Here is a 24,914-nt window from a genome sequence, read left to right on the forward strand (position 1 = left end):
TTGTCGGTGCGCGCAAGTAGGGTGGTTGGCATGGCCGACCCTTCCAGCTACCGCCCCGAGCCGGGCCAGATCCCGGACTCACCGGGGGTCTACAAATTCCGCGACGAGCACCGTCGGGTGATCTACGTCGGGAAGGCCAAGAGCCTGCGCCAGCGACTGGCCAGCTACTTCCAGGACATCGCCGGCCTGCACCCGCGTACCGCCACCATGGTGACCACGGCCGCCTCCGTCGAGTGGACCGTGGTGTCCACCGAGGTCGAGGCGCTCCAGCTGGAGTACTCCTGGATCAAGGAGTTCGACCCCCGGTTCAACGTCAAGTACCGGGACGACAAGAGCTACCCCTCCCTGGCCGTCACCCTGGGCGAGGAGTACCCGAGGGTCCAGGTCATGCGGGGGCCCAAGAAGAAGGGCGTGCGGTACTTCGGCCCGTACGGGCACGCCTGGGCGATCCGCGAGACCGTCGACCTGATGCTCCGGGTCTTCCCGGTACGGACCTGCTCCGCGGGCGTGTTCAAGCGGTCCGCGCAGATCGGCCGCCCCTGCCTGCTCGGATACATCGGCAAGTGCTCCGCCCCCTGCGTCGGCAAGATCACCCCCGAGGAGCACCGCGAACTGGCCGAGGACTTCTGCGACTTCATGGCCGGCCGCACCGGCGCCTACCTCTCCCGGCTGGAGAAGGAGATGCACATCGCGGCCGAGGACATGGAGTACGAGAAGGCCGCCCGGCTGCGCGACGACATCGGGGCCCTGCGCCGGGCGATGGAGAAGAACGCCGTCGTGCTCGCCGACGCCACCGACGCCGACCTGATCGCCGTGGCCGAGGACGAGCTCGAAGCCGCCGTGCAGATCTTCCACGTACGCGGCGGCCGGGTCCGCGGCCAGCGCGGCTGGGTCACCGACAAGGTCGAGGCCGTCGACACGGCCGGGCTCGTGGAGCACGCCCTCCAGCAGCTGTACGGCGAGGAGAAGGGCGAGGCCGTGCCCAAGGAGGTGCTGGTCCCCGCCCTCCCGGAGGACACGCAGGCGCTGGGCCAGTGGCTCGCCGAGCGCCGGGGGTCCCAGGTCAGCCTGCGGATACCGCAGCGCGGCGACAAGAAGGCGCTGATGGAGACCGTGCACCGCAACGCGCTCCAGTCCCTCGCCCTGCACAAGACCAAGCGCGCGAGCGACCTCACCACCCGCTCCCGGGCCCTGGAGGAGATCGCCGAGGCCCTGGACCTCGACAGCGCCCCGCTGCGCATCGAGTGCTTCGACATCTCCCACCTCCAGGGTGACGACGTCGTCGCGTCCATGGTCGTCTTCGAGGACGGGCTGGCCCGCAAGAGCGAGTACCGGCGCTTCCAGATCAAAGGTCGTGTCGGAGACACGCAGGTCTGGCACGGCGAGGGGCAGGACGACGTCCGCTCCATGCACGAGGTGGTCTCCCGACGCTTCCGCCGCTACCTCCAGGAGAAGCTGAAGACGGGGGAGTGGGACCCCGAGGAGGGCGAGGACGCCGCCGGTTCGGTCCCGGAGGACGACGGGCGGCCCAAGCGGTTCGCGTACCCGCCCCAGCTCGTCGTGGTCGACGGCGGACAGCCGCAGGTCGCCGCCGCCAAGCGGGCCCTGGAGGAGCTCGGGATCGACGACGTCGCCGTGTGCGGCCTGGCCAAGCGGCTGGAGGAGGTCTGGCTGCCCGGCGAGGACGACCCCGTCGTGCTGCCGCGCACCAGCGAGGGCCTCTACCTGCTCCAGCGGGTGCGTGACGAAGCCCACCGGTTCGCCATCCAGTACCAGCGGAACAAACGCGGCAAGCGCCTGAAATCCGGCCCGCTGGACGAGGTGCCCGGCCTCGGTGAGAGCCGCAAGCAAGCCCTGATCAAGCACTTCGGTTCGGTGAAGAAGCTGAGACAGGCGACAATCGACCAGATCTGCGAGGTCCCGGGCATAGGTCGTAAGACGGCCGAGATCGTGGCTGCGGCCCTCGCCCAGGCGGTTCCCGCCGGTCCTGCCGTCAACACGGCCACAGGAGAGATCATTGAGGATGAGACCCCCGCGCCAGCGGGAGCATCGTCCGAACGGGGGACCGAGCAATGACCGAGCACGAGACCACGCACGACCGAGACGGAGCACAGGTGAGTACGGGCACGACAGTGGAGCCCGGCGAGACCGCCGAGGCGGCCATCCCCGAGCTGGTGATCATCTCCGGCATGTCCGGGGCCGGCCGCAGTACGGCGGCGAAGTGTCTGGAGGACCTCGGCTGGTTCGTCGTCGACAACCTCCCGCCGGCCCTGATCCCGACCATGGTCGAGCTCGGCGCGCGCTCCCAGGGCAACGTGGCGCGCATCGCCGTCGTCGTCGACGTCCGCGGCCGCCAGTTCTTCGACGCCCTGCGTGAGTCCCTCGCCGACCTCGACAGCAAGGGCGTCACCCGCCGCATCGTCTTCCTGGAGTCCTCCGACGACGCGCTGGTCCGCCGCTTCGAGTCGGTCCGCCGCCCGCACCCCCTCCAGGGCGACGGGCGCATCACCGACGGCATCGCCGCCGAGCGCGACCTGCTGCGCGAGCTGCGCGGCGACGCCGACCTGGTGATCGACACCTCCAGCCTGAACGTGCACGAGCTGCGCGCGAAGATGGACGCCCAGTTCGCGGGCGACGAGGAGCCCGAGCTGCGGGCGACCGTCATGTCCTTCGGCTACAAGTACGGCCTCCCCGTCGACGCCGACCTCGTCGTCGACTGCCGCTTCATCCCCAACCCGCACTGGGTTCCGGAGCTGCGCCCCTTCACCGGGCTCAACGAGGAGGTGTCGGGGTACGTCTTCAGCCAGCCCGGCGCCAAGGAGTTCCTCGACCGCTACACCGAGCTGCTCCAGCTGATCGCCACCGGCTACCGCCGTGAGGGCAAGCGGTACGTGACCATCGCGGTCGGCTGCACGGGCGGCAAGCACCGCAGCGTGGCCATGTCCGAGAAGCTCGCCGCCCGCCTCGCCTCCGAGGGAGTCGAGACCGTCGTCGTCCACCGGGACATGGGGCGCGAGTGACCTCACGGACCCCGCGGCTGAGCCGCCTGCGCCGCCTCACCCCGGGACGGGGCGAGGACGGCGTGGGCCGCTCCGGCCGCTCCGGCCGCCGACGCGGTGCCACCCCCAAGGTGGTGGCGCTCGGCGGCGGCCAGGGCCTGTCGGCCTCCCTCGCCGCCCTGCGCCGGATCACCGGTGACCTCACCGCCGTGGTCACCGTCGCCGACGACGGCGGGTCCAGCGGCCGGCTCCGGGAGGAGCTCGGCGTGCTCCCGCCCGGCGACCTGCGCAAGGCGCTGGCCGCGCTGTGCGGTGACGACGACTGGGGCCAGACCTGGGCCCGGGTCATCCAGCACCGCTTCCAGTCCGAGGGCGACCTGCACGGGCACGCCGTCGGCAATCTGCTGATCGTCGCCCTGTGGGAACAGCTCGGCGATCCCGTCCAGGCCCTCGACCTGGTCGGGAAGCTGCTCGGCGCGCAGGGCCGGGTCCTGCCGATGTCGGCCGTGCCGCTGGAACTCCAAGCCCTGGTCAGAGGGCACGACCCGGCCCGCCCCGAGGAGGTGGACACCGTCCGCGGACAGGCCACGGTGGCACTGACCCCGGGCGAGGTGCTCTCCGTACAGGTGGTGCCGAGCGACCCGCCGGCCGTGCCGGAGGCCGTCGCCGCGGTCCTGGACGCCGACTGGGTGGTACTCGGTCCGGGGTCCTGGTTCTCCTCGGTCATTCCGCACCTGCTGGTGCCGGAACTGCTCGACGCGCTGATGGAGACGAAGGCCCGGCGGGTGCTCTCGCTGAACCTCGCGCCGCAGCCCGGCGAAACAGAGGGCTTCTCTCCGCAGCGTCATTTGGAGGTTTTGGCCCGACACGCCCCTAAACTCGCCCTGGACGTGGTGCTGGCCGACGAGGCCGCCGTGCCCGACCGCGAGTCCCTCGCCGATGCCGCGAAACGGTTCGGTGCCGCGGTCGAGCTGGCCCCCGTGGCCAGGCAGGACGGTTCTCCGAAGCATGATCCGGAGCTGCTGGCCGCCGCGTACGACCGTATTTTTCGGATGCATGGAAGGATCGGCCCATGGCGATGACGCCTGCGGTGAAGGATGAGATCTCCCGCCTGCCTGTCACCCGGACCTGCTGCAGGAAGGCGGAGGTCTCGGCGATCCTTCGGTTCGCGGGCGGGCTGCACCTGGTGAGCGGCCGCATCGTCATCGAGGCGGAGCTGGACACGGGGATCGCCGCCAGACGCCTGCGCAAGGACATCCTGGAGATCTTCGGCCATTCCTCGGACCTGGTGGTGATGGCCCCCGGCGGACTGCGCCGCGGCAGCCGTTACGTGGTCCGCGTCGTGGCCGGCGGTGACCAGCTGGCGCGCCAGACGGGTCTCGTGGACGGCCGCGGCCGCCCCATCCGGGGTCTGCCCCCGCAGGTGGTCTCCGGGGCCACCTGTGACGCGGAGGCGGCCTGGCGCGGCGCCTTCCTGGCCCACGGCTCGCTCACCGAGCCGGGCCGGTCCTCCTCCCTGGAGGTCACCTGCCCCGGCCCGGAGGCCGCCTTGGCCCTGGTGGGAGCCGCCCGCAGGCTCTCCATCGCCGCCAAGGCCCGCGAGGTGCGCGGCGTGGACCGGGTCGTGGTCCGCGACGGCGACGCGATCGGCGCCCTGCTGACCCGGCTCGGCGCGCACGAGTCGGTGCTGGCCTGGGAGGAGCGGCGGATGCGGCGCGAGGTGCGCGCCACAGCCAACCGCCTCGCCAACTTCGACGACGCCAACCTGCGCCGCTCGGCCCGGGCCGCGGTGGCCGCCGGAGCCCGCGTCCAGCGCGCGCTGGAGATCCTCGGCGAGGAGGTCCCCGAGCACCTCGCCGCGGCCGGCCGGCTGCGCATGGAGCACAAGCAGGCCTCCCTGGAGGAGCTGGGCGCACTCGCCGACCCGCCGCTGACCAAGGACGCCGTCGCCGGCCGGATCCGCCGCCTGCTGGCGATGGCCGACAAGCGGGCCCAGGACCTCGGCATCCCGGGCACCGAGTCGAACCTCGACCTCAGCGAGGAGATGGCCGACAACATGGCCGGATAGGTCCTCCGGCTCGTTCGGTACGGCTGAAGGGGCTCGCGCGATCACTCGTGCGGGCCCCTTTGCCGCACGCCCCATTGACATGAGCATGGGCCGGTCTTGAGTCTGGCGTCCGAACGCTTTCGTGGCAGACGACGCCCAGGGGGGCACATGAGTCACCGCGCGAGATCGATCCTCGCCGCAAGCGCACTCGTCTTCGGAACCACACTCGCCGTGCTACCCGCCGCGGCACAGGCCCAGCCGGTACCCGGCGCCGCATCCGGGGCCGACGAGGTACGGGTCTACGACGCCGACATCACCCGGGAACAGGTCCCGCTCGTCCTCGCCGCGGGGCAGGACGCGCACGAGCTCACCGAGCGGGCCCCGGAGACCGGGACGGCCCACGTCGAGCTCTTCCTCAGCGGTGCCCAGGCCGAGGAACTCGCCGCCCAGGGCGTCAAGCTGGCCGAGCGCAAGGTTCCCGCCCAGGGCCTCGCCCGTGCCAAGGCCGCCGGGGACGGGGTGTTCCGCCCGTACAGCGGCAAGGGCGGTCTCCAGGAGGAGATCCTGCGGACCGCGCAGGAGAACCCGGGGCTCACCAAGGTCGTCTCCATCGGCAAGACCGTCCAGGGCAAGGACATCCTCGCCCTGAAGGTCAGCAAGAACGCCAAGAAGACCAAGGACGGCGACAAGCCGTCGGTCCTCTACATGTCCAACCAGCACGCCCGTGAGTGGATCACCCCCGAGATGACCCGGCGGCTGATGCACCACACCATCGACAACTACGGCAAGGACCAGCGGATCACCAAGCTGGTGGACTCCAGCGAGCTGTGGTTCCTGCTCTCCGCCAACCCGGACGGGTACGACTACACGCACGCGGCCGACGGCCAGCGCCTGTGGCGCAAGAACCTGCGTGACAACAACGGCGACGGGAAGACCGGCCCCGGCGACGGGGTCGACCTCAACCGGAACTTCGCCTTCAAGTGGGGTTACGACAACGAGGGCTCTTCGCCGAACCAGGCGAACGAGACCTACCGCGGCCCGAGCGCCTCCTCCGAGCCGGAGACCGTCGCCCTCGACCGCTTCGAGAAGCGCATCGGCTTCGACTACGCCATCAACTACCACTCCGCCGCCGAGCTGATCCTCTACGGCGTGGGCTGGCAGGTCGCCACCCCCACCCCCGACGACATCGCCTACAAGGCGCTCGCCGGCACCCCGGAGAACCCCGCCGTCCCGGGCTACTACCCGCAGGTCTCCTCGGAGCTCTACACCACCAACGGCGAGGCCGACGGCCACGCCTCCAACGTCAACGGCATCATGATGTTCACGCCGGAGATGACCACCTGCCAGACCGCCTCGGCGAGCGACCCGAACGATCAGTGGAAGCCCGAGGACTGCGCCTCCGGCTTCAACTTCCCGGACGACGAGAAGCTCATCCAGGCGGAGTTCGCCAAGAACATCCCCTTCGCGCTCTCCGTCGGCGAGAGCGCCGCGACCCCGGACCGGCCCAAGTCCTCATTGGGGCTGACCGCCGCCGACTTCACCGTGGACGCCTTCGCCACCTCCTACGTCGCCCGCGGCGAGGACCAGACGGTCTCCGTCACCGCCCGCAAGGCCCTGAAGGACAAGGAACTCAACTTCCGGATCAACGGCGGCCGCACGCACGACGAGGACCTCACGCCCTGGAAGGGCGGAGAGGTCTACGGAGGCGACGACAACAACTGGTTCGACGAGTACCGCGCCGAGGTCGACGGCGCGAAGCCCGGCGACAAGGTCGAGGTCTGGTTCACCGGCCGCGACCGCTCGGGCAAGCAGGTCGCCAGTGAGCACTTCACGTACACGGTGGCCGAGCGGCCCCGCGCGGACGTGCTGGTGATCGCGGAAGAGGGCGCCAAGGCCCAGCACGCCCAGACCTACGTCGACGCCCTGCGCGCCAACGGCAGGTCGGCGGCGGTCTGGGACGTCGCCGTCCAAGGCGCCCCGCACCACCTCGGGGTCCTCTCCCACTTCGGTACGGCCGTCCACTACACCGGGGCCAAGACCTCCGGCGGCGACACCCAGTTGGCGGTGCGCGACTTCCTGAACGAGGGCGGCAAGCTGATCGAGGCCGGTGAGCTGGCGGGCGGCAACGCCCAGGTCGGCCGCGCCGTGACCAACGACTTCAGCCAGTACTGGCTCGGCGCCTACAGCCGCACGAGCACCGCCGGAGCCACCGGCTTCGCCGGCGCCGGCGCGCTGAACGGCGCGCGGGGCACCGTCGGGGACGCCGCGGGCAACCCGCTGAACGCCCCAGGCGGGTACACCGTGACCTCCGAGACCCTGGCGCCCGCGCAGTTCCCGCAGTTCAGGAGCGCCCAGGCGGGAGCCTTCACCGGGGTCGTGAACCCGTACGCCCCCTACGCCGGCACCGGTATGGCCGCGGCCCTGCACACCGACGACGACTGGAAGCGACTCGTCCGCACGATCGACCTCACCGGGGTCACCGCGGCCGACCGGCCGCAGCTGAAGCTGGCGCTCAACTGGAACGTCGAGGAGGGCTACGACCACGCCGCGCTGGAGGCCCGGACCGCCGGCGGCGACGACTGGACCACCCTCCCGGACACGGACGGTCTGAGCAGCTCGACCGTCCCGGAGGAGTGCGCGGCCGGGTTCTTCGTCAACGGCCACCCCTTCCTGCGCCACTACCTCACGCTCGACGCCGCCGGCTGCACCCCGCAGGGCACCAGCGGCACGTGGAACAGCTTCACCGGATCCTCCGGCGGCTGGAAGCAGGTCTCCTTCGACCTGAGCGCCTACGCCGGCAGGACCGTTGAACTCTCCCTCTCCTACGTCACCGACCCGGGCTCGGGCGGCCGCGGCGTCTTCGCGGACGAGGCGCGCCTGTCCGTCAGGGGCGCGGACCAGCCCGTGGAGGGATTCGAGACGTCGCTGGGAGCCTGGACGGCGCAGGCGGCACCCGCCGGAAGCCCCGACGTTCCCGGCGACTGGGCCCGGTCCGGGGAACTGTTCAAGTCCTACGCCGCGGTGACCACGCGTGACACGGTGTTGCTGGGCTTCGGCCTGGAGCACATGCCCACCGCGGCGGACCGTGCCCTACTCGTCGGTAAGGCACTGCGCACACTGCACCGCTGATCGAAGTCCCGTTTCCCACTCACCCTGAGTGACGGGATCGAAGTCCGTGGGTCCCGTTCGGGAGTGTCCGGAACGGGACCCACGCGGGAGTACCCCCGGGAAGTAGGGGGAGTGTCAGGCCCCGACCGATGTCACCCAAAAGCTCACGGAGAGGTAGGGTCGTAAGCGGTCGGGGACATCCCATACAGCTCGCCGGCGCTCTTACCGGCGCACCAACGAGGAGATCGGTTCGTGACGATCCGCGTAGGCATCAACGGTTTTGGCCGAATTGGCCGCAACTATTTCCGGGCGCTCCTGGAGCAGGGAGCGGACATCGAGATCGTCGGTGTCAACGACCTGACTGACAACGCGACCCTGGTGCATCTGCTCAAGTACGACACCATCCTGGGCCGCCTCAAGGCCGAGGTCTCCCACACCGACGACAGCATCACCGTCGGCGGCCAGACCTTCAAGACCTTCGCCGAGCGTGACCCCGCCAACCTCCCCTGGGGAGAGCTGGGCGCCGACATCGTCATCGAGTCGACCGGCATCTTCACGAAGAAGGCCGACGCCGCCAAGCACATCGCGGCGGGCGCGAAGAAGGTCCTCATCTCGGCTCCGGCCAAGGACGAGGACATCACCATCGTGATGGGCGTCAACCACGACAAGTACGACGCGGCCAACCACCACGTCATCTCCAACGCCTCCTGCACCACCAACTGTGTGGCGCCGATGGCCAAGGTCCTCGACGAGAACTTCGGCATCGTCAAGGGCATGATGACGACGGTCCACGCGTACACGAACGACCAGCGCATCCTGGACTTCCCGCACTCGGACCTGCGTCGCGCCCGCGCCGCGGCCGAGAACATCATCCCGACCTCCACCGGTGCCGCCAAGGCCACCGCGCTGGTCCTCCCGCAGCTCAAGGGCAAGCTCGACGGCATCGCCATGCGCGTCCCGGTCCCGACCGGCTCGGTGACCGACCTGGTGCTGGAGCTCTCCCGCGAGACCACGGTGGAAGAGATCAACGCGGCCTTCCAGAAGGCTTCGGAGGGGCAGCTCAAGGGCATCCTCGACTACACCGAGGACGCGATCGTCTCTTCCGACATCGTGAACTGGCCCGCGTCCTGCACCTTCGACTCCTCCCTGACCATGGTTCAGGACGGCACGCAGGTGAAGGTCGTCGGTTGGTACGACAACGAGTGGGGCTACTCCAACCGTCTCGTCGACCTCACCGTCTTCGTCGGCGGTCAGCTCTAAAAACGTAGGGCAAGGCACCACGATGTGAAGCACAGGGTCCGAGCAGCGCAACGATGCGCCGCACGGGCCCTGTTGCTTGCCTCGTTATCCTTCCTCGCCCTTCGAGTGAAGGCTCAAAGGAGTAGAAATACATGAAGACGATCGATGAACTGCTCGCCGAAGGCGTCAAGGGCAAGCGGGTCTTCGTCCGCGCGGACCTGAACGTCCCGCTGGCCGAGGGCACCATCACCGACGACGGCCGCATCCGTGCCGTCCGTCCCGCGATCGCGAAGCTCGCCGAAGCCGGCGCCCGCGTCATCGTGGCCTCCCACCTGGGCCGGCCCAAGGGCACCGGCGTCGAGCCGGCGTTCTCGCTCGCCCCGGCCGCCACGCGCCTCGGCGAACTGCTCGGTGCGGACGTGGCGTTCGCCACCGACACCGTCGGCGCCTCCGCCAAGGAGACCGTCGCGGCTCTCACCGACGGCCAGGTCGCCGTCATCGAGAACCTGCGCTTCAACGCCGGTGAGACGTCCAAGGACGACGCCGAGCGCGGCGCCTTCGCGGACCAGCTCGCCGAGCTCGCCGACATCTACGTCGGCGACGGCTTCGGCGCCGTGCACCGCAAGCACGCCTCGGTCTTCGACCTGCCCGCCCGCCTCCCGCACGCGGCCGGCTACCTCATCGCCACCGAGGTCGGCGTCCTGAAGAAGCTGACCGCCGAGGTCGAGCGCCCGTACGTGGTGGTCCTGGGCGGCGCCAAGGTCTCCGACAAGCTCGCCGTCATCGACGAGCTGCTCGGGAAGGCCGACCGCATCCTCATCGGCGGCGGCATGGCCTACACCTTCCTCTACGCCAAGGGCTACGAGGTCGGCATCTCCCTGCTCCAGAAGGACCAGGTGGAGGTCGTCAAGGAGTACATGAAGCGCGCCGAGGACACCGGCGTCGAGCTGGTCCTGCCGGTCGACGTCCTGGTCTCCTCGGAGTTCCCGGACCTCAAGGGCAAGACCCCGGCCACCTTCGAGATCGTCGACGCGGACAAGATCCCCGCCGACAAGGAGGGCCTGGACATCGGCCCGAAGACGCGTGAGCTGTACGCGTCGAAGATCGCCGACGCCAAGACCGTCTTCTGGAACGGTCCGGTGGGCGTCTTCGAGCACCCCGACTACGCCGGGGGCACCACGGCCGTCGCCCAGGCCCTGCTCGACAGCAGCGCCTTCACCGTCGTCGGCGGTGGCGACAGCGCCGCCGCGGTCCGCATCCTGGGCTTCGACGAGAATGCATTCGGCCACATCTCGACCGGTGGCGGCGCCTCCCTCGAATACCTTGAGGGCAAGACGCTCCCCGGCCTCGCCGCCCTGGAGGGCTGAACCCGTATGACCACGCGCACCCCGCTCATGGCGGGCAACTGGAAGATGAACCTCAACCACCTTGAGGCCATCGCCCACGTCCAGAAGCTCGCCTTCGCCCTCGCCGACAAGGACTACGACGCCGTCGAGGTCGCGGTCCTGCCGCCCTTCGTCGACCTCCGTTCGGTCCAGACCCTGGTCGACGGCGACAAGCTGAAGATCAAGTACGGCGCGCAGGACATCTCCGCGCACGACTCCGGTGCCTACACCGGTGAGATCTCCGGCCCGATGCTGTCGAAGCTGAAGTGCACGTTCGTGGCCGTGGGCCACAGCGAGCGCCGCCAGTACCACGGCGAGACCGACGAGATCTGCAACGCCAAGGTCAAGGCCGCCTACCGGCACGGGATCACCCCGATCCTGTGCGTCGGCGAGGGCCTGGACGTCCGTAAGGCCGGCGAGCAGGTCGCCTACACCCTGAGCCAGCTCGACGGCGGCCTGGAAGGCGTCCCGGCCGAGCAGGTCGAGTCCATCGTGATCGCCTACGAGCCCGTCTGGGCCATCGGGACCGGCGAGGTCGCCACCCCCGACGACGCCCAGGAGGTCTGCGGGGCGATCCGCGGTCGGCTCGCCGAGCTGTACTCGCAGGAGCTGGCCGACAAGGTCCGCATCCAGTACGGCGGCTCCGTGAAGTCCGGGAACATCGCGGCGATCATGGCCCAGCCCGACGTCGACGGCGCCCTGATCGGCGGCGCCGCGCTGGACGCGGAGGAGTTCGTCAAGATCGTCCGCTTCCGCGACCAGTGAGTATGCGGTAGGGCGGATCCGTCGTACCCTTGCGGGGGCCAGAGGCTGATGCATCAGCCCCTGGCCCCCGTGCACATCTCGCAAAGCCGGAAAGCCCGAAAAAGCCAGAAAGTAGGAATCAGCCGTGATTATGGGGTTCTCGATCGCCCTGATCGTCTTCAGCGCCCTGCTGATGCTGCTCGTGCTGATGCACAAGGGCAAGGGCGGCGGCCTCTCCGACATGTTCGGCGGCGGTATGCAGTCGTCGGTCGGCGGTTCCTCCGTCGCGGAGCGCAACCTCGACCGCATCACCGTGGTCGTCGGTCTGCTGTGGTTCGCGTGCATCGTCGCGCTCGGCCTGCTGACGAAGTCGAGCACCTGACCGTTCTGGCCATTCCGGCAGTCCGGTCGGCACCGCCCGGCCTATCATGAGGTTCTGCGCCCTGGTTGCGGAACGAGTTATTCTGCTCCCCCACCCGAGGGGATGATCCCGTGAGTTGGGCTCTACGTACCCGGGGCGTTTCAGCAGGAACATCCTCACGCTTGGCGGCACCATCACGCAGGGGAGTTACGACCGTGGCAAGTGGCAACGCGATCCGTGGTAGCCGGGTCGGAGCGGGGCCGATGGGTGAGGCGGAGCGCGGCGAGTCCGCGCCCCGTCTGCGCATCTCCTTCTGGTGCTCGAACGGGCACGAGACGCAGCCGAGCTTCGCCAGCGACGCGCAGGTGCCCGACACCTGGGACTGCCCGCGCTGCGGGTTCCCGGCCGGCCAGGACCGGGACAACCCGCCCGCGCCGCCGCGCACCGAGCCGTACAAGACGCACCTGGCGTACGTACGGGAACGGCGCTCGGACGCCGACGGCGAGGCGATCCTCGCCGAGGCGCTCGCCAAGCTCCGTGGCGAGATCTGAGCCGGCTCGAAGAGTGTGACGTGAGGCCCGGTGACACAGGAACTTCTCCTGTGTCACCGGGCCTCTTTGTGTGCGTTCTGCCGCTTGCGATCCCTTAAGTTGGTGAACGGCGGGGCACGACAGGACGGAAGAAGTGGGTTGATGTCCGAGATGAACGCAGGCACGCGTACGAAGCTGACCCGGACGCCCGAGTGGCTTGCACTCGGCAAGCACCGGGAGGAGTTCGGGCAGACGCATCTGCGGGAGCTGTTCGAGGAGAATCCCGGCCGCGGCGCCGGCTACACCCTGCAGGTCGGGGACCTGCACATCGACTACTCGAAGCACCTCGTCACCGACGAGACGCTCGCGCTGCTCCGCGAGCTGGCCGACGCCACGGGCGTGGCCGAGCTGCGCGAGGCGATGTTCCGCGGCGAGAAGATCAACACGACCGAGGACCGGGCGGTGCTGCACACCGCCCTGCGCGCACCGGCCGACGCGGTCGTCGAGGTGGACGGCGAGAACGTCATCCCCGAGGTGCACGCCGTCCTCGACAGGATGGCGGCCTTCTCCGACCAGATCCGGTCGGGCGCGTGGACCGGCTTCACCGGCAAGCGCATCCGCAACGTCGTCAACATCGGCATCGGCGGCTCCGACCTCGGCCCGGCCATGGCCTACGAGGCCCTGCGCGCCTTCACCGACCGCGATCTGACGGTGCGCTTCGTCTCCAACGTCGACGGCGCCGACCTGCACGAGGCCGTGCGGGGCCTGGACCCGGCCGAGACGCTGTTCATCATCGCCTCCAAGACCTTCACCACCATCGAGACCATCACCAACGCCACCTCGGCGCGTGGTTGGCTGCTCGACGGACTGGGCGGGGACCAGGCCGCCGTGGCCCGGCACTTCGTGGCGCTGTCCACCAACGCGGAGAAGGTCACCGACTTCGGCATCGATCCGGCCAACATGTTCGGGTTCTGGGACTGGGTCGGCGGACGCTACTCCTTCGACTCCGCCATCGGCCTCTCGCTGATGATCGCGATCGGCCCGGACGCCTTCCGCGAGATGCTCGCCGGCTTCCACGCCATGGACGAGCACTTCCGTACGGCGCCCGCGCACGAGAACGCGCCGCTGTTGATGGGCCTGTTGGGGATCTGGTACGGCGCCTTCTTCGACGCCCAGTCGCACGCGGTGCTCCCGTACAGCCACTACCTCTCGCGGTTCACGGCGTACTTGCAGCAGCTCGACATGGAGTCCAACGGCAAGTCCGTGGACCGCGACGGCAATCCGGTGGAGTGGCAGACGGGCCCGGTGGTCTGGGGCACGCCCGGCACCAACGGACAGCACGCCTACTACCAGCTGATCCACCAGGGGACGAAGGTGATCCCCGCGGACTTCATCGGCTTCGCCCGGCCGGTGGCGGAGCTGGAGGCCGCCCCGGCAGCCCAGCACGACCTGCTGATGGCCAATTTCTTCGCGCAGACCCAGGCGCTGGCCTTCGGCAAGACCGCCGACGAGGTGCGGGCCGAGGGCGCCCCGGAGTCGCTGGTCCCGCACAAGACCTTCCACGGGAACCACCCCACGACCACCGTCCTGGCCGGGGAACTCTCCCCGTCGGTGCTGGGCCAGCTGATCGCGCTCTACGAACACAAGGTGTTCGTCCAAGGCGCGGTGTGGAACATCGACTCCTTCGACCAGTGGGGCGTCGAGCTCGGCAAGGTGCTCGCCAAGCGCGTCGAGCCCGCGCTGACCGAGGGAGCGGACGTGCCGGGGCTGGACGCCTCGACGAAGGCCCTGGTGGCCACGTACCGGAAGCTGCGCGGCCGCGGCTGACCCGAACGTGTGAAGGGCCCGCCTCCCGGTACCGGGAGGCGGGCCCTTCACACGTCGGCCGCCGTCAGGAGGAAGCCGGGGGGTACATCCCGGTCGGCAGCTTGGCCGCCGCCGCACGGTCCAGGAGCCACAGGGTGCGGGAGCGGCCGTACGCCGCCGCGGCCGGGGCCTGGACCCCACCCGCGCCGCCGAGGGCCAGGGAGACCGCCCCGGCCTTGTCCTCGCCCGCGGCCAGCAGCCAGACCTCACGGGCCGCCCGGATCGCCGGGAGGGTGAGCGAGATCCGGGTGGGCGGGGGCTTCGGGGCGCCGTGCACGCCGACCACCGTGCGCTCGGTCTCGCGGGCCGCCGGGTGCTCCGGGAACAGCGAGGCCACGTGCGTGTCCGGGCCCACGCCCAGCATCAGCACGTCGAAGGTGGGGACCGGACCGTGGTCCTCCGGGCCGGCCGCCCTCGCCAGCTCGGCCGCGTAGGCGGCCGCCGCGGCGTCCACGTCGCCGCCGTACGGGCCGTCGGACGCGGGCATCACGTGCACGCGGGCGGGGTCCACCGGGACCGCGTCCAGGAGGGCCTCACGGGCCTGGGTGTGGTTGCGCTCCGGGTCGTCGGCGGGGACGTACCGCTCGTCGCCCCACCACAGGTCCAGCCGGGACCAGTCGATCGCGTCCCTCGCGGGGGCGGTGGCGAGGGCCGCGAGCAGGCCGTTGCCGTTGCGTCCGCCGGTGAGGACGACGGACGCGGTGCCGCGGGCCGTCTGCGCGTCCACGATCTTCGTGATGAGCCGGGCCGCGGTGGCCTGAGCCATCAGTTCCTTGTCCCGGTGGACGACGACCTGGGGAGTCGTCATACCCATGTGCTGCCGCCTTGTCGGTAGATCGGGGGTGCGGGTGCCGCTGCGCGGCCCCGGTCCTCAAACGCCGGACGGGCTGAAATACAGCCCCGCCGGCGTTTGAGGCGCGGGGTCTGGGGCGGAGCCCCAGCAAGGTCCCGCAGGGGTACTACTTGGCCGCGGTCTTCTTCGTCGGCTTGGCGGCCGGCTTCGAGGGCTCGGCCTTCGCCGGAGCCGCGGCCTCGGCCTTGGCGGGAGCCTCGGGCTCCGCCGGCTCCGAGACCGACGCCTCCAGCCGTGCCACGCCGAACTTCAGCGAGGCCTCGTAGGTGTTGTCCGGGTCCAGCCTGCGCAGCTCCTCCGCGAGGAGCTCGGCCGTGTCGCGGCGCTTGAGCGCCACCGCACGGTCGGGCTGCCCCGGCATGCACAGCGTGGCCAGCGCGCCGTCCGCCCGGTCCAGGACGATGTCGCCGTCCTTGGTGGACAGACGTACGGCCGTCAGACCCGGGCCGGAAGACAGCGTGCGCTTGACGGGGACCTGGAGCCGGTCCGCCAGCCACATGGCCAGCAGTTCGCAGCTCGGGTTCTCGTCCTCGCCCTCGACGGTCGCCGAGACGACCGACAGGGCCTGCTGGTCCAGTGCCGCGGCCAGCATGGAGCGCCACGGGGTGATCCGGGTCCACGACAGGTCGGTGTCGCCGGGGGCGTACGCCCCCGCCCGGCCGCCGAGCGCCCTGATCGGGTCCTCGCAGGAGTACGTGTCCGTGATCCGGCGCTGCCCCAGCGCCCCCAGCGGATCGCCCGCCAGGTCCGCGGGAGCACCGTCCGGCCACCAGACGACCACGGGGGCGTCCGGCAGGAGCAGCGGGAGAACCACCGACTGGGCGTGGTCGACCAGTTCGCCGTGAAGGCGGAGCACAACCGTTTCACCGCTGCCGGAGTCCGCCCCGACGCGGACTTCCGCGTCGAGCCGGGCGTCGCGGCGGCTGCGTGGCGAGCGGCTGGCCCGCTTGATGACGACGACGATCCGCGAGGGGTGTTCGTGGGACGCGTCGTTCGCCGACTTGAGCGCGTCGTACGCGTTCTCCTCGTCGGTCACGATCACCAGCGTGAGGACCATGCCGATGGCCGGCGTGCCGATGTCCCGGCGTGCCTGCACCATCGCGGCATTGATCTTGCTGGAGTTGGTCTCCGTGAGGTCGATCTTCATGGCCGGCGCCAGCTCCGTCCGTCTCGTGCGAGCATCTCGTCCGCCTCGACCGGCCCCCAGGTGCCCGACGGGTACTGCGCGGGCTTGCCGTGCTTGTCCCAGTACTCCTCGATCGGGTCGAGGATGTTCCAGGACAGTTCGACCTCCTGGTGACGCGGGAAGAGGTTCGCGTCGCCGAGGAGCACGTCGAGGATCAGTCGCTCGTACGCCTCGGGGCTCGACTCCGTGAAGGACTCGCCGTAGGCGAAGTCCATCGTGACGTCCCGGACCTCCATGGAGGTGCCCGGAACCTTGGAGCCGAAGCGGACCGTCACGCCCTCGTCCGGCTGGACCCGGATGACCAGGGCGTTCTGCCCCAGCTCCTCGGTCGCGCCCGACTCGAACGGCAGGTACGGCGCCCGCTTGAAGACGACCGCGATCTCGGTCACCCGACGGCCCAGGCGCTTGCCCGTCCGCAGGTAGAACGGGACGCCCGCCCAGCGACGGTTGTTGATCTCCAGGCGGATGGCCGCGTAGGTGTCGGTCTTCGACTTGGGGTCGATGCCGTCCTCTTCGAGGTACCCGACGACCTTCTCGCCGCCCTGCCAGGCCGCCGAGTACTGGCCGCGCACGGTGTGCTTGCCCAGGTCCTCCGGCAGCTCGACGGCGGTCAGCACCTTGAGCTTCTCGGCCACCAGCGCCTTCGGGTGGAAGGAGCCGGGCTCCTCCATCGCGGTCAGCGCGAGCAGCTGCAGCAGGTGGTTCTGGATGACGTCACGGGCCGCGCCGATGCCGTCGTAGTAGCCCGCCCGGCCGCCGATGCCGATGTCCTCGGCCATGGTGATCTGTACGTGGTCGACGTACGACCGGTTCCAGATCGGCTCGAACATCGTGTTGGCGAAGCGGAGCGCCAGGATGTTCTGGACGGTCTCCTTGCCGAGGTAGTGGTCGATCCGGAAGACCTCGTCACGCGGGAAGACCTCGTGGACGACCTTGTTCAGTTCCTCGGCGCTCTTCAGGTCGTGTCCGAAGGGCTTCTCGATGACGGCACGCCGCCAGGAGCCCTCCTTCTGCGCCAGCCCGTGGTCCTTGAGCTGCTGGACCACCTTGGGGAAGAACTTCGGCGGGACGGACAGGTAGAAGGCGAAGTTGCCGCCCGTGCCCTGTGCCTTGTCCAGTTCCTCTATGGTCGCCTTCAGGGTCTCGAAGGCGGCGTCGTCGTCGAAGTCGCCCGAGACGAAACGGCAGCCCTGCACGAGCTGCTGCCACACTTCCTCGCGGAAGGGCGTCCGGGAGTGCTCCTTGACGGCGTCGTGGACCACCTGCGCGAAGTCCTCGTCCTGCCACTCGCGACGGGCGAACCCGATCAGCGAGAAGCCCGGCGGGAGCAGGCCTCTGTTGGCCAGGTCGTAGACGGCAGGCATCAGCTTCTTGCGCGACAGGTCACCCGTAACGCCGAAAATGACCAGGCCGGACGGCCCCGCGATACGCGGGAGCCGCCGGTCCTGTGCGTCACGAAGCGGGTTCGCTCCGTTTACAGACAAGGTGTTCAGGCCTCCGTGGGGGCGAGGCGCTCAAGCTCCGCCTCGGTCGACTTCAGCAGGTCGTTCCAGGACGCCTCGAACTTCTCGACGCCCTCGTCCTCGAGCAGCTGCACCACATCGTCGTACGAGATGCCCAGCTTCGCGACCGCGTCGAGCTCGGCGCGCGCCTGCTCGTAGGTGCCGCGCACGGTGTCGCCCGTGATCTGCCCGTGGTCGGCGGTGGCCTCCAAGGTGGCCTCCGGCATGGTGTTCACCGTGTTCGGGGCGACCAGGTCGTCCACGTACAGGGTGTCCTTGTACGCCGGGTCCTTGACGCCGGTCGAGGCCCACAGCGCACGCTGCTTGTTGGCGCCGACCCGCTCCAGGGCGGTCCAGCGCTCCGAGGCGAAGACCTCCTCGTAGGCCTCGTAGGCCAGACGGGCGTTGGCGAGCGCCGCCTTGCCCTTGAGGGCCTTCGCCTCGTCGGTGCCGACCGCGTCCAGGCGCTTGTCGATCTCCGAGTCCACACGGGACACGAAGAAGGAGGCGACCGAGTGGATCAGCGAGAGGTCCAGGCCGGCGGCCTTGGCCTTCTCCAGACCCGACAGGTACGCGTCCATGACCTCGCGGTAGCGCTCCAGCGAGAAGATCAGCGTGACGTTGACGCTGATGCCCTTGCCGATGACCTCGGTGATCGCCGGCAGGCCGGCCTTGGTCGCCGGGATCTTGATGAGCGTGTTCGGGCGGTCCACCAGCCAGGCGAGCTGCTTGGCCTCGGCGACGGTCGCCGGGGTGTTGTGCGCCAGACGCGGGTCGACCTCGATCGACACGCGGCCGTCCTGGCCGTCGGTGCGGTCGTAGACCGGGCGCAGGATGTCGGCGGCGTCCCTGACGTCCGCCGTCGTGATCATGCGCAGGGCCTCTTCCACGGTGACCTTGCGGGTCGCGAGGTCGGTGAGCTGCTGCTCGTAGCCCTCGCCGCCGCTGATGGCCTTCTGGAAGATCGCCGGGTTGGTGGTGACACCGACCACGTGCGACTGGTCGATGAGCTCGGCCAGGTTGCCGGACGTGATGCGCTTGCGGGACAGGTCGTCCAGCCAGATCGCGACGCCTTCGTCGGAGAGGCGCTTGAGTGCGTCTGTCATGGGATTACATCTCCTACTTGGGTTGCGTACCGGCGTCAGCGCGCGGCGGCGGCGAGGGATTCGTTGGCGGCGGCCACGACGTTCTCGGCGGTGAAGCCGAACTCGCGGAAGAGCACCTTCGCGTCGGCCGAGGCACCGAAGTGCTCCAGCGAGACGATCCGGCCGGCGTCACCGACGTAGCGGTGCCAGGTCAGGCCGATGCCCGCCTCGACCGCGACACGGGCCTTCACCGACGGCGGCAGGACGCTGTCCTTGTACTCCTGGTCCTGCTCCTCGAACCACTCGACGGACGGCATCGAGACGACCCGGGTGGGAACGCCCTGCGCCTGGAGCTGCTCGCGGGCCTCGACGGCCAGGTGCACCTCGGAGCCGGTACCGATGAGGAGGACCTGCGCCGGGCCGCCCTCGGCCTCGAACAGGACGTAGCCGCCCTTGGCGGCCGCCTCGTTGCGCTCGTAGGTCGGCACACCCTGGCGGGTCAGCGCGAGGCCGTGCGGGGCACCCTTGCCGAAGACCTTGGTGTGGCGGCGCAGGATCTCGCGCCAGGCGATGGCGGTCTCGTTGGCGTCGGCCGGACGGACGACGTTCAGGCCCGGGATGGCGCGCAGCGAGGCGAGGTGCTCGACCGGCTGGTGGGTCGGACCGTCCTCGCCCAGACCGATGGAGTCGTGCGTCCACACGTACGTCACCGGCAGGTGCATCAGCGCGGAGAGGCGGACGGCGTTGCGCATGTAGTCGGAGAACACCAGGAAGGTGCCGCCGTAGATGCGGGTGTGGCCGTGCAGGGCGATGCCGTTCATGGACGCGGCCATGGCGTGCTCGCGGATGCCGAAGTGGATGGTGCGGCCGTACGGGTCGGCCTCCGGCAGCGGGTTGCCCACCGGCAGGAACGAGGAGTCCTTGTCGATGGTGGTGTTGTTCGAGCCGGCCAGGTCGGCCGAGCCGCCCCACAGCTCCGGGATGACCGCGCCGAGCGCGCCGAGGACCTTGCCGGAGGCGGCGCGGGTGGCGACACCCTTGCCCGCCTCGAAGACGGGGAGCTTGTCCTCCCAGCCCGCGGGCAGCTCGTTGGCGTTGATGCGGTCGAACTCGGCGGCGCGCTCCGGGTTGGCGGTGCGCCAGGCGGAGAACTCCTTCTCCCACTCGGCCTTGGCCTCGCGGCCGCGGTCGAGGGCCTTGCGGGTGTGGGCGATGACCTCGTCGGAGACCTCGAAGGTCTTCTCCGGGTCGAAGCCGAGCACGCGCTTGGTGGCCGCGACCTCGTCGTCGCCGAGCGCCGAGCCGTGGGCGGCCTCGGTGTTCTGGGCGTGCGGGGCGGGCCAGGCGATGATCGAGCGGGCCGCGATGAAGGACGGGCGGCCGGTCTCGGCCTTGGCGGCCTGGAGGGCGGCGAAGAGCGCCTTCGGGTCGAGGTCGCCGTTCTCCTGCTGCTCGACGCGCTGGACGTGCCAGCCGTACGCCTCGTAGCGCTTCATGGTGTCCTCGGAGACGGCCGTCTCCGTGTCACCCTCGATGGAGATGTGGTTGTCGTCCCACAGCAGGACGAGGTTGCCGAGCTTCTGGTGGCCGGCCAGCGCGGACGCCTCGTGGGAGATGCCTTCCTGGAGGCAGCCGTCGCCCGCGATCGCGTAGATCATGTGGTCGAACGGGGAGGCGCCCGGGGCGGCCTCCGGGTCGAACAGGCCGCGCTCGTAGCGCGAGGCCATGGCCATGCCCACCGCGTTGGCGATGCCCTGGCCGAGGGGGCCGGTGGTGGTCTCGACGCCCTTGGTGTGGCCGTACTCAGGGTGGCCCGGGGTCTTGGAGCCCCAGGTGCGGAATGCCTCGAGGTCCGCCAGCTCCAGCCCGAACCCACCGAGGTAGAGCTGGGTGTAGAGCGTCAGGGACGAGTGCCCCGCGGAAAGCACGAAGCGGTCGCGGCCCACCCACTCGGGGTCCGCCGGGTCATGCCGCATCACCTTCTGGAAGAGGGTGTACGCGGCGGGGGCCAGGCTCATCGCCGTACCGGGGTGGCCGTTTCCGACTTTCTGGACCGCGTCGGCGGCCAGGATGCGGGCGGTGTCTACGGCCCGCTGGTCCAGTTCGGTCCACTCGAGCTCTGTGGTGGTCGGCTTGGTGCTCACCGTGGGTCAGGGCTCCTCTCCACATGTTCGTATCCCGGTGACGAACGGTGCACCGGCGATTCCGAGCCTACCCCCGCAACGGCGTGCAGCTATTCGAGTGCAGGCGGTCCGTCACCGCGCCGCCGACCCTTGTTCACCCGCCCACGGGCATCCGGTGTGGCCCGTGCCCCGTATATATGCACGGTCCGATCGGCCCAACACGAAGCGACCCCGGCGCGGGGCGACGTAAGCGCAACGTCTACAGTGGCGTGGTACGCGCAAGCCTTAACCGGGCCTTCATGTTGTGAACGGCCCGAGTCGGAGCTTGCTGGATTCTCTCTCAGGGGTGTGCGTGACGGCCGTCGAATCCCGTCCAGCGGGGGTGCTCGGGACGAGCCCCGGTCAGCGGCCGCTCGGGACCCGCGTCATGGCTTTCGTGGCATTGACCAAGCCGCGGATCATCGAACTTCTGCTGATCACCACAGTGCCGGTGATGTTCCTCGCCGAGCAGGGTGTGCCGTCGCTGTGGCTGGTCCTCGTGACCTGCTTCGGCGGCTACTTGTCGGCCGGCGGCGCCAACGCGCTGAACATGTACATCGACCGCGACATCGACGCGCTGATGGACCGGACCTCGCAGCGCCCTCTGGTGACCGGCATGGTCAGCCCGCAGGAGTGCCTGGCCTTCGGTCTCACCCTCGCGGTCGTCTCCACGCTCTTCTTCGGCCTGCTCGTCAACTGGCTGTCGGCGGCGCTGTCACTCGGGGCGCTCCTCTTCTACGTCGTGGTCTACACGATGCTGTTGAAGCGGCGCACCGCGCAGAACATCGTCTGGGGCGGCATCGCCGGCTGCATGCCGGTGCTGATCGGCTGGTCGGCCGTCACCAACACGGTCTCCTGGGCCGCGGTCATCCTCTTCCTCGTCATCTTCTTCTGGACGCCGCCGCACTACTGGCCGCTCTCGATGAAGGTGAAGGACGACTACGCGCGCGCCGGTGTGCCGATGCTCCCGGTCGTCGCGGGCAACAAGGCCGTGTCGCGCCAGATCGTCCTCTACAGCTGGGTGATGGTGGCGGTCTCGCTGCTGCTGACCCCGCTGGGGTACACCGGCTGGTTCTACACCGCGGTCGCGCTGGCGGCGGGTGGCTGGTGGCTGTGGGAGGCGCACGCGCTGCACGCACGCGCCAAGGCGGGCATCACGGGCGGCAAGCTCAAGGAGATGCGACTGTTCCACTGGTCGATCACCTATGTGTCGCTGCTGTTCGTGGCGGTGGCCGTGGATCCCTTCCTCCGTTGATTACTCGCCGGTAGCATGGCTTCCATGGGAGACACCGCAGACACCGCCGCCGCGGACACCGCAGGCGCCGCGGAGAAGAAGCAGGACCGTAAGGCCGCGAAGCTGGCCAAGCAGATCGACGCGTTCGCCAAGCAGCACGGCGGCGTCGAAGGCCAGCTCGCCCACATCGGCCAGGCCGGCACCCGGATCGTGCTCGTGGGCACGGACGGCGGCTGGGGCGACCTGGTGGCCCCCACCTTCACCGTGGCGCGGCTGGCGGCGGAGAAGGCCGGGCTGACCCTGCACGACGAGTTCGACGGGGAGTTCGCCGCGCGCGTGCGCACCGGCCCGTACGAGTGGACGCGGATGGCCGGCATCCAGATCGGCGGACCCCAGAACCCGGCGGCCTAGGCCCGCCGGCGCGTCCGGGGACCCGGGAGTGCCGTCTCGGTCAACAGCCCGAGCAACACCTCACACCCCGCTCACCCGTTAGGACGTGTGGAAGCCCCTTCCTCACGTCCGCAACGGGATGCCCGGATGATCGAAACGCCGCCCCTGGTGGACCAGTACTGCCACGGAGTACTCCGTACGGAGCTGGGCCTGGGTACCTTCGAGGCCCTGCTGATGCGCTCGGCCGGCCCGCCCGCCGCGGGCACCACCTTCTTCGACACGCAGACCGGCTTCGCGGTGCGCCGCTGGTGCCCGCCGCTGCTCGGGCTGGAGCCGCACGCCGCCCCCGCCCGCTACCTGGCGCGGCGGCGCGAGCTGGGCGCGGCCGAGACCACCCGGCGGCTGCTGAGGGGGTCGGGCGTCGCGGCCTATCTGGTCGACACCGGGATGCCCGGAGACCTCACCGGGCCCAAGGAGCTGGCGCTCGCCGGGGACGCCGAGGCCTTCGAGTCGGTCCGGCTGGAGTTACTGGCCGAGCAGGTCGCCGACACCTCCGGGACGGTGGGCGCCTTCCTCGCGAACCTCGCCGAGGCCGTCCACCACGCCGCCCGCGGGGCCGCCGCCTTCAGCTGTGCCACGGCCTTCACCGGCGCGGACACCCCGGCCGGCGCCCAGGAGCCGCCCGGTCCCGGGGCGGTGCGCGGGGCGGCCGGGCGGTGGCTGGCCCGGCGGCCGCGGGGCGGAGCGGTGGGGGACCCCGTACTCCTGGCCCACCTGCTGTGGAGCGCGGTGGCGACGGGGCTGCCGCTCCAACTGCACACGGACGAGGCCGACCCGGCCGCGCTGACCGGGTTCGTACGGGCCACCGCGGGCCTCGGGACCCGGCTGGTGCTGCTCGGCGGATACCCGCACCACCGCCGCACCGCGCAGCTCGCGGCGGCCTTCCCGCACGTCTACGCCGATACGGGCACGGCCCTCGGGCGGACGGGGGCGCGGGCCGCGGCGGCCCTGGCGGAGCTGCTGGAGATCGCTCCGTTCGGGAAGGTGCTGTTCTCCAGCGGCGGCCGGCAGCTGCCCGAACTGCACGCCGTGGGCGCCCTGGTGTTCCGCGAGGCACTGGGCCGGGTGCTGGGCGGCTGGGCCGCGGACGGCTCCTGGTCCTGGCGGGACGCGGAACGGGTGGCCGCCCTGGTCGCGGCGGGCAACGCCCGCCGCGTCTACCGACTGGACACGCCGTAGAGCCGCCGGGCTACGCGGCGGAGAGCTGCGGGTCGCTCTGGGCGGGGATCTCCGCCTGCTCGTAGGGGCGCTCGCGCAGGCTCAGGGCGACCCGGACCACGGCGATCCACACCAGGCAGGAGCCGAGCATGTGGGCGGCGACCAAGGCCTCGGGGACCTGGGTGGCGTACTGGACGTAGCCGATCGCGCCCTGGGCGAGCAGCACGATCAGCAGGTCACGGGCGCGGGCCCGGGTGTCGGCGGGAGCGTCCACGACGCGCAGGACCAGCCACATGGCGATACCGAGCGCGCACACCACCCAGGCGGCGACGGCGTGCACGTGGGCGGTGGTGTCCCAGTCGAAGGGCATGCGCTTGATCTCGCTGCTGTCGCCGGCGTGCGGACCCGAGCCGGTCACGACGGTGCCCGCCGCGATCAGGACGAGCGTGGTCGCCAGCAGCGCCCACGACAGCTTGCGCACCGGACCGGGCACCCGCGGCCGCGGGGAGCCGTCGCCCTCGCGGGTGCGCTGCCAGGTGACCGTGGTCACGGCGATCAGCGCGGTGGCGAGGAGGAAGTGTCCGGCCACGCTGTACGGGTTGAGACCGGTGCGGACGGTGATCCCGCCGAGCACGGCGTTCGACATCACGATCGCGAACTGGACCCAGCCGAGCTTCGTCAGGGAGTGCCGCCAGGGCTTGGCCGAACGGGCCGCGACGATTCCCCAGCCGACCGCCGCGCTGAGCACGTAGGTCAGCATCCGGTTGCCGAACTCGATGGCGCCGTGGAAGCCCTGCTCCTGCGTCACGATCAGGCTGTCGTCGGTGCACTTGGGCCAGGTGTCGCAGCCGAGGCCGGAACCGGTCAGCCGTACCGCGCCGCCGGTGACGACGATGGCCACGCTCATGACGAGCGCGGCGAGTGCGGCCCGCTGGACGATCCGGGGTGACGGGGTCCAGCGGCTGGCGATGTGGGCGAGGGGGTTCAACACGCCCCATATCGTAG

General features: G+C 70.3%; 20 protein-coding genes. 14 read left to right on the forward strand and 6 right to left on the reverse strand.

Going from position 1 to position 24,914, the window contains the following annotated elements:
- Positions 1-30: 30 nt before the first annotated feature.
- The 11 genes from uvrC to pgi all read left to right on the forward strand — a co-directional run bounded on the left by uvrC (position 31) and on the right by pgi (position 14,240).
- The gene (gene uvrC / locus ACWG52_RS28035; RefSeq protein WP_389808840.1) at positions 31-2,076 is read left to right on the forward strand and encodes an excinuclease ABC subunit UvrC; all 2,046 of its coding nucleotides are present in this window, start codon (positions 31-33) and stop codon (positions 2,074-2,076) included.
- Complete coding sequence (gene rapZ / locus ACWG52_RS28040) at positions 2,073-3,020, forward strand: RNase adapter RapZ (protein WP_030720410.1); 948 nt, start codon at positions 2,073-2,075, stop codon at positions 3,018-3,020. The genes uvrC and rapZ overlap by 4 nt, the downstream gene beginning before the upstream one ends.
- The gene (locus tag ACWG52_RS28045) at positions 3,017-4,081 is read left to right on the forward strand and encodes a gluconeogenesis factor YvcK family protein (protein ID WP_389808844.1); all 1,065 of its coding nucleotides are present in this window, start codon (positions 3,017-3,019) and stop codon (positions 4,079-4,081) included. Before rapZ ends, ACWG52_RS28045 begins: the two co-directional genes overlap by 4 nt.
- Positions 4,072-5,067, forward strand: a complete 996-nt coding sequence (gene whiA, locus ACWG52_RS28050; RefSeq protein ID WP_030009075.1) for a DNA-binding protein WhiA — start codon at positions 4,072-4,074, stop codon at positions 5,065-5,067. Before ACWG52_RS28045 ends, whiA begins: the two co-directional genes overlap by 10 nt.
- Positions 5,068-5,214: 147 nt before the next feature.
- Positions 5,215-8,175 (forward strand): M14 family zinc carboxypeptidase, encoded by a 2,961-nt coding sequence (locus ACWG52_RS28055; RefSeq protein WP_453126287.1) that lies wholly within the window; start codon positions 5,215-5,217, stop codon positions 8,173-8,175.
- Between the two features lie 231 nt (positions 8,176-8,406).
- Positions 8,407-9,414 carry a type I glyceraldehyde-3-phosphate dehydrogenase gene (gene gap / locus ACWG52_RS28060; RefSeq protein WP_030009077.1) on the forward strand — a complete coding sequence of 336 codons (1,008 nt, stop codon included), beginning with the start codon at positions 8,407-8,409 and terminating at the stop codon, positions 9,412-9,414.
- Between the two features lie 131 nt (positions 9,415-9,545).
- Entirely contained in the window at positions 9,546-10,760 is a 1,215-nt protein-coding gene (locus ACWG52_RS28065; protein WP_389808851.1) for a phosphoglycerate kinase, read from the forward strand.
- A gap of 6 nt (positions 10,761-10,766) precedes the next feature.
- Positions 10,767-11,543, forward strand: coding sequence for a triose-phosphate isomerase (gene tpiA, locus ACWG52_RS28070; RefSeq protein WP_365265478.1), 777 nt, complete (start codon positions 10,767-10,769; stop codon positions 11,541-11,543).
- A 130-nt stretch (positions 11,544-11,673) separates the two neighbouring features.
- Entirely contained in the window at positions 11,674-11,904 is a 231-nt protein-coding gene (gene secG, locus ACWG52_RS28075) for a preprotein translocase subunit SecG (protein WP_030720398.1), read from the forward strand.
- A gap of 194 nt (positions 11,905-12,098) precedes the next feature.
- On the forward strand, positions 12,099-12,434 hold the full coding sequence (locus ACWG52_RS28080; protein ID WP_010352468.1) for an RNA polymerase-binding protein RbpA: 336 nt from the start codon (positions 12,099-12,101) through the stop codon (positions 12,432-12,434).
- A 150-nt stretch (positions 12,435-12,584) separates the two neighbouring features.
- Positions 12,585-14,240 (forward strand): glucose-6-phosphate isomerase, encoded by a 1,656-nt coding sequence (gene pgi, locus ACWG52_RS28085; protein WP_389809126.1) that lies wholly within the window; start codon positions 12,585-12,587, stop codon positions 14,238-14,240.
- 64 nt (positions 14,241-14,304) lie between these two features.
- Here the strand turns inward: pgi and pgl are convergent, their stop codons facing one another.
- The 5 genes from pgl to tkt form a co-directional block, all read right to left on the reverse strand.
- Entirely contained in the window at positions 14,305-15,087 is a 783-nt protein-coding gene (gene pgl / locus ACWG52_RS28090) for a 6-phosphogluconolactonase (protein WP_389808854.1), read from the reverse strand.
- Positions 15,088-15,238: 151 nt separating this feature from the next.
- Entirely contained in the window at positions 15,239-16,279 is a 1,041-nt protein-coding gene (gene opcA / locus ACWG52_RS28095) for a glucose-6-phosphate dehydrogenase assembly protein OpcA (RefSeq protein ID WP_389808857.1), read from the reverse strand.
- Positions 16,276-17,802: a glucose-6-phosphate dehydrogenase gene (zwf, locus tag ACWG52_RS28100; RefSeq protein WP_030720386.1), complete on the reverse strand. Its 1,527-nt coding sequence runs from the start codon at positions 17,800-17,802 to the stop codon at positions 16,276-16,278. The genes opcA and zwf overlap by 4 nt, the downstream gene beginning before the upstream one ends.
- Positions 17,803-17,807: 5 nt before the next feature.
- On the reverse strand, positions 17,808-18,926 hold the full coding sequence (gene tal, locus ACWG52_RS28105; RefSeq protein ID WP_389808860.1) for a transaldolase: 1,119 nt from the start codon (positions 18,924-18,926) through the stop codon (positions 17,808-17,810).
- Between the two features lie 35 nt (positions 18,927-18,961).
- Positions 18,962-21,049, reverse strand: a complete 2,088-nt coding sequence (gene tkt, locus ACWG52_RS28110) for a transketolase (protein WP_389808863.1) — start codon at positions 21,047-21,049, stop codon at positions 18,962-18,964.
- 331 nt (positions 21,050-21,380) lie between these two features.
- Here tkt and ACWG52_RS28115 point away from each other — a divergent pair, with 331 nt between their 5' ends.
- The 3 genes from ACWG52_RS28115 to ACWG52_RS28125 all read left to right on the forward strand — a co-directional run bounded on the left by ACWG52_RS28115 (position 21,381) and on the right by ACWG52_RS28125 (position 23,930).
- Complete coding sequence (locus ACWG52_RS28115; protein ID WP_453126290.1) at positions 21,381-22,322, forward strand: heme o synthase; 942 nt, start codon at positions 21,381-21,383, stop codon at positions 22,320-22,322.
- Positions 22,323-22,337: 15 nt separating this feature from the next.
- On the forward strand, positions 22,338-22,712 hold the full coding sequence (locus tag ACWG52_RS28120) for a hypothetical protein (RefSeq protein ID WP_389808867.1): 375 nt from the start codon (positions 22,338-22,340) through the stop codon (positions 22,710-22,712).
- Positions 22,713-22,838: 126 nt separating this feature from the next.
- A complete protein-coding gene (locus tag ACWG52_RS28125) occupies positions 22,839-23,930 on the forward strand; it encodes an amidohydrolase (RefSeq protein ID WP_390139597.1) in 1,092 nt (363 codons plus the stop codon).
- 10 nt (positions 23,931-23,940) lie between these two features.
- Here the strand turns inward: ACWG52_RS28125 and ACWG52_RS28130 are convergent, their stop codons facing one another.
- Positions 23,941-24,909 (reverse strand): COX15/CtaA family protein, encoded by a 969-nt coding sequence (locus ACWG52_RS28130; RefSeq protein ID WP_389809129.1) that lies wholly within the window; start codon positions 24,907-24,909, stop codon positions 23,941-23,943.
- Positions 24,910-24,914 lie beyond the last annotated feature (5 nt).

The sequence above is a fragment of the Streptomyces sp. CLCI03 genome (genome assembly GCF_053615355.1).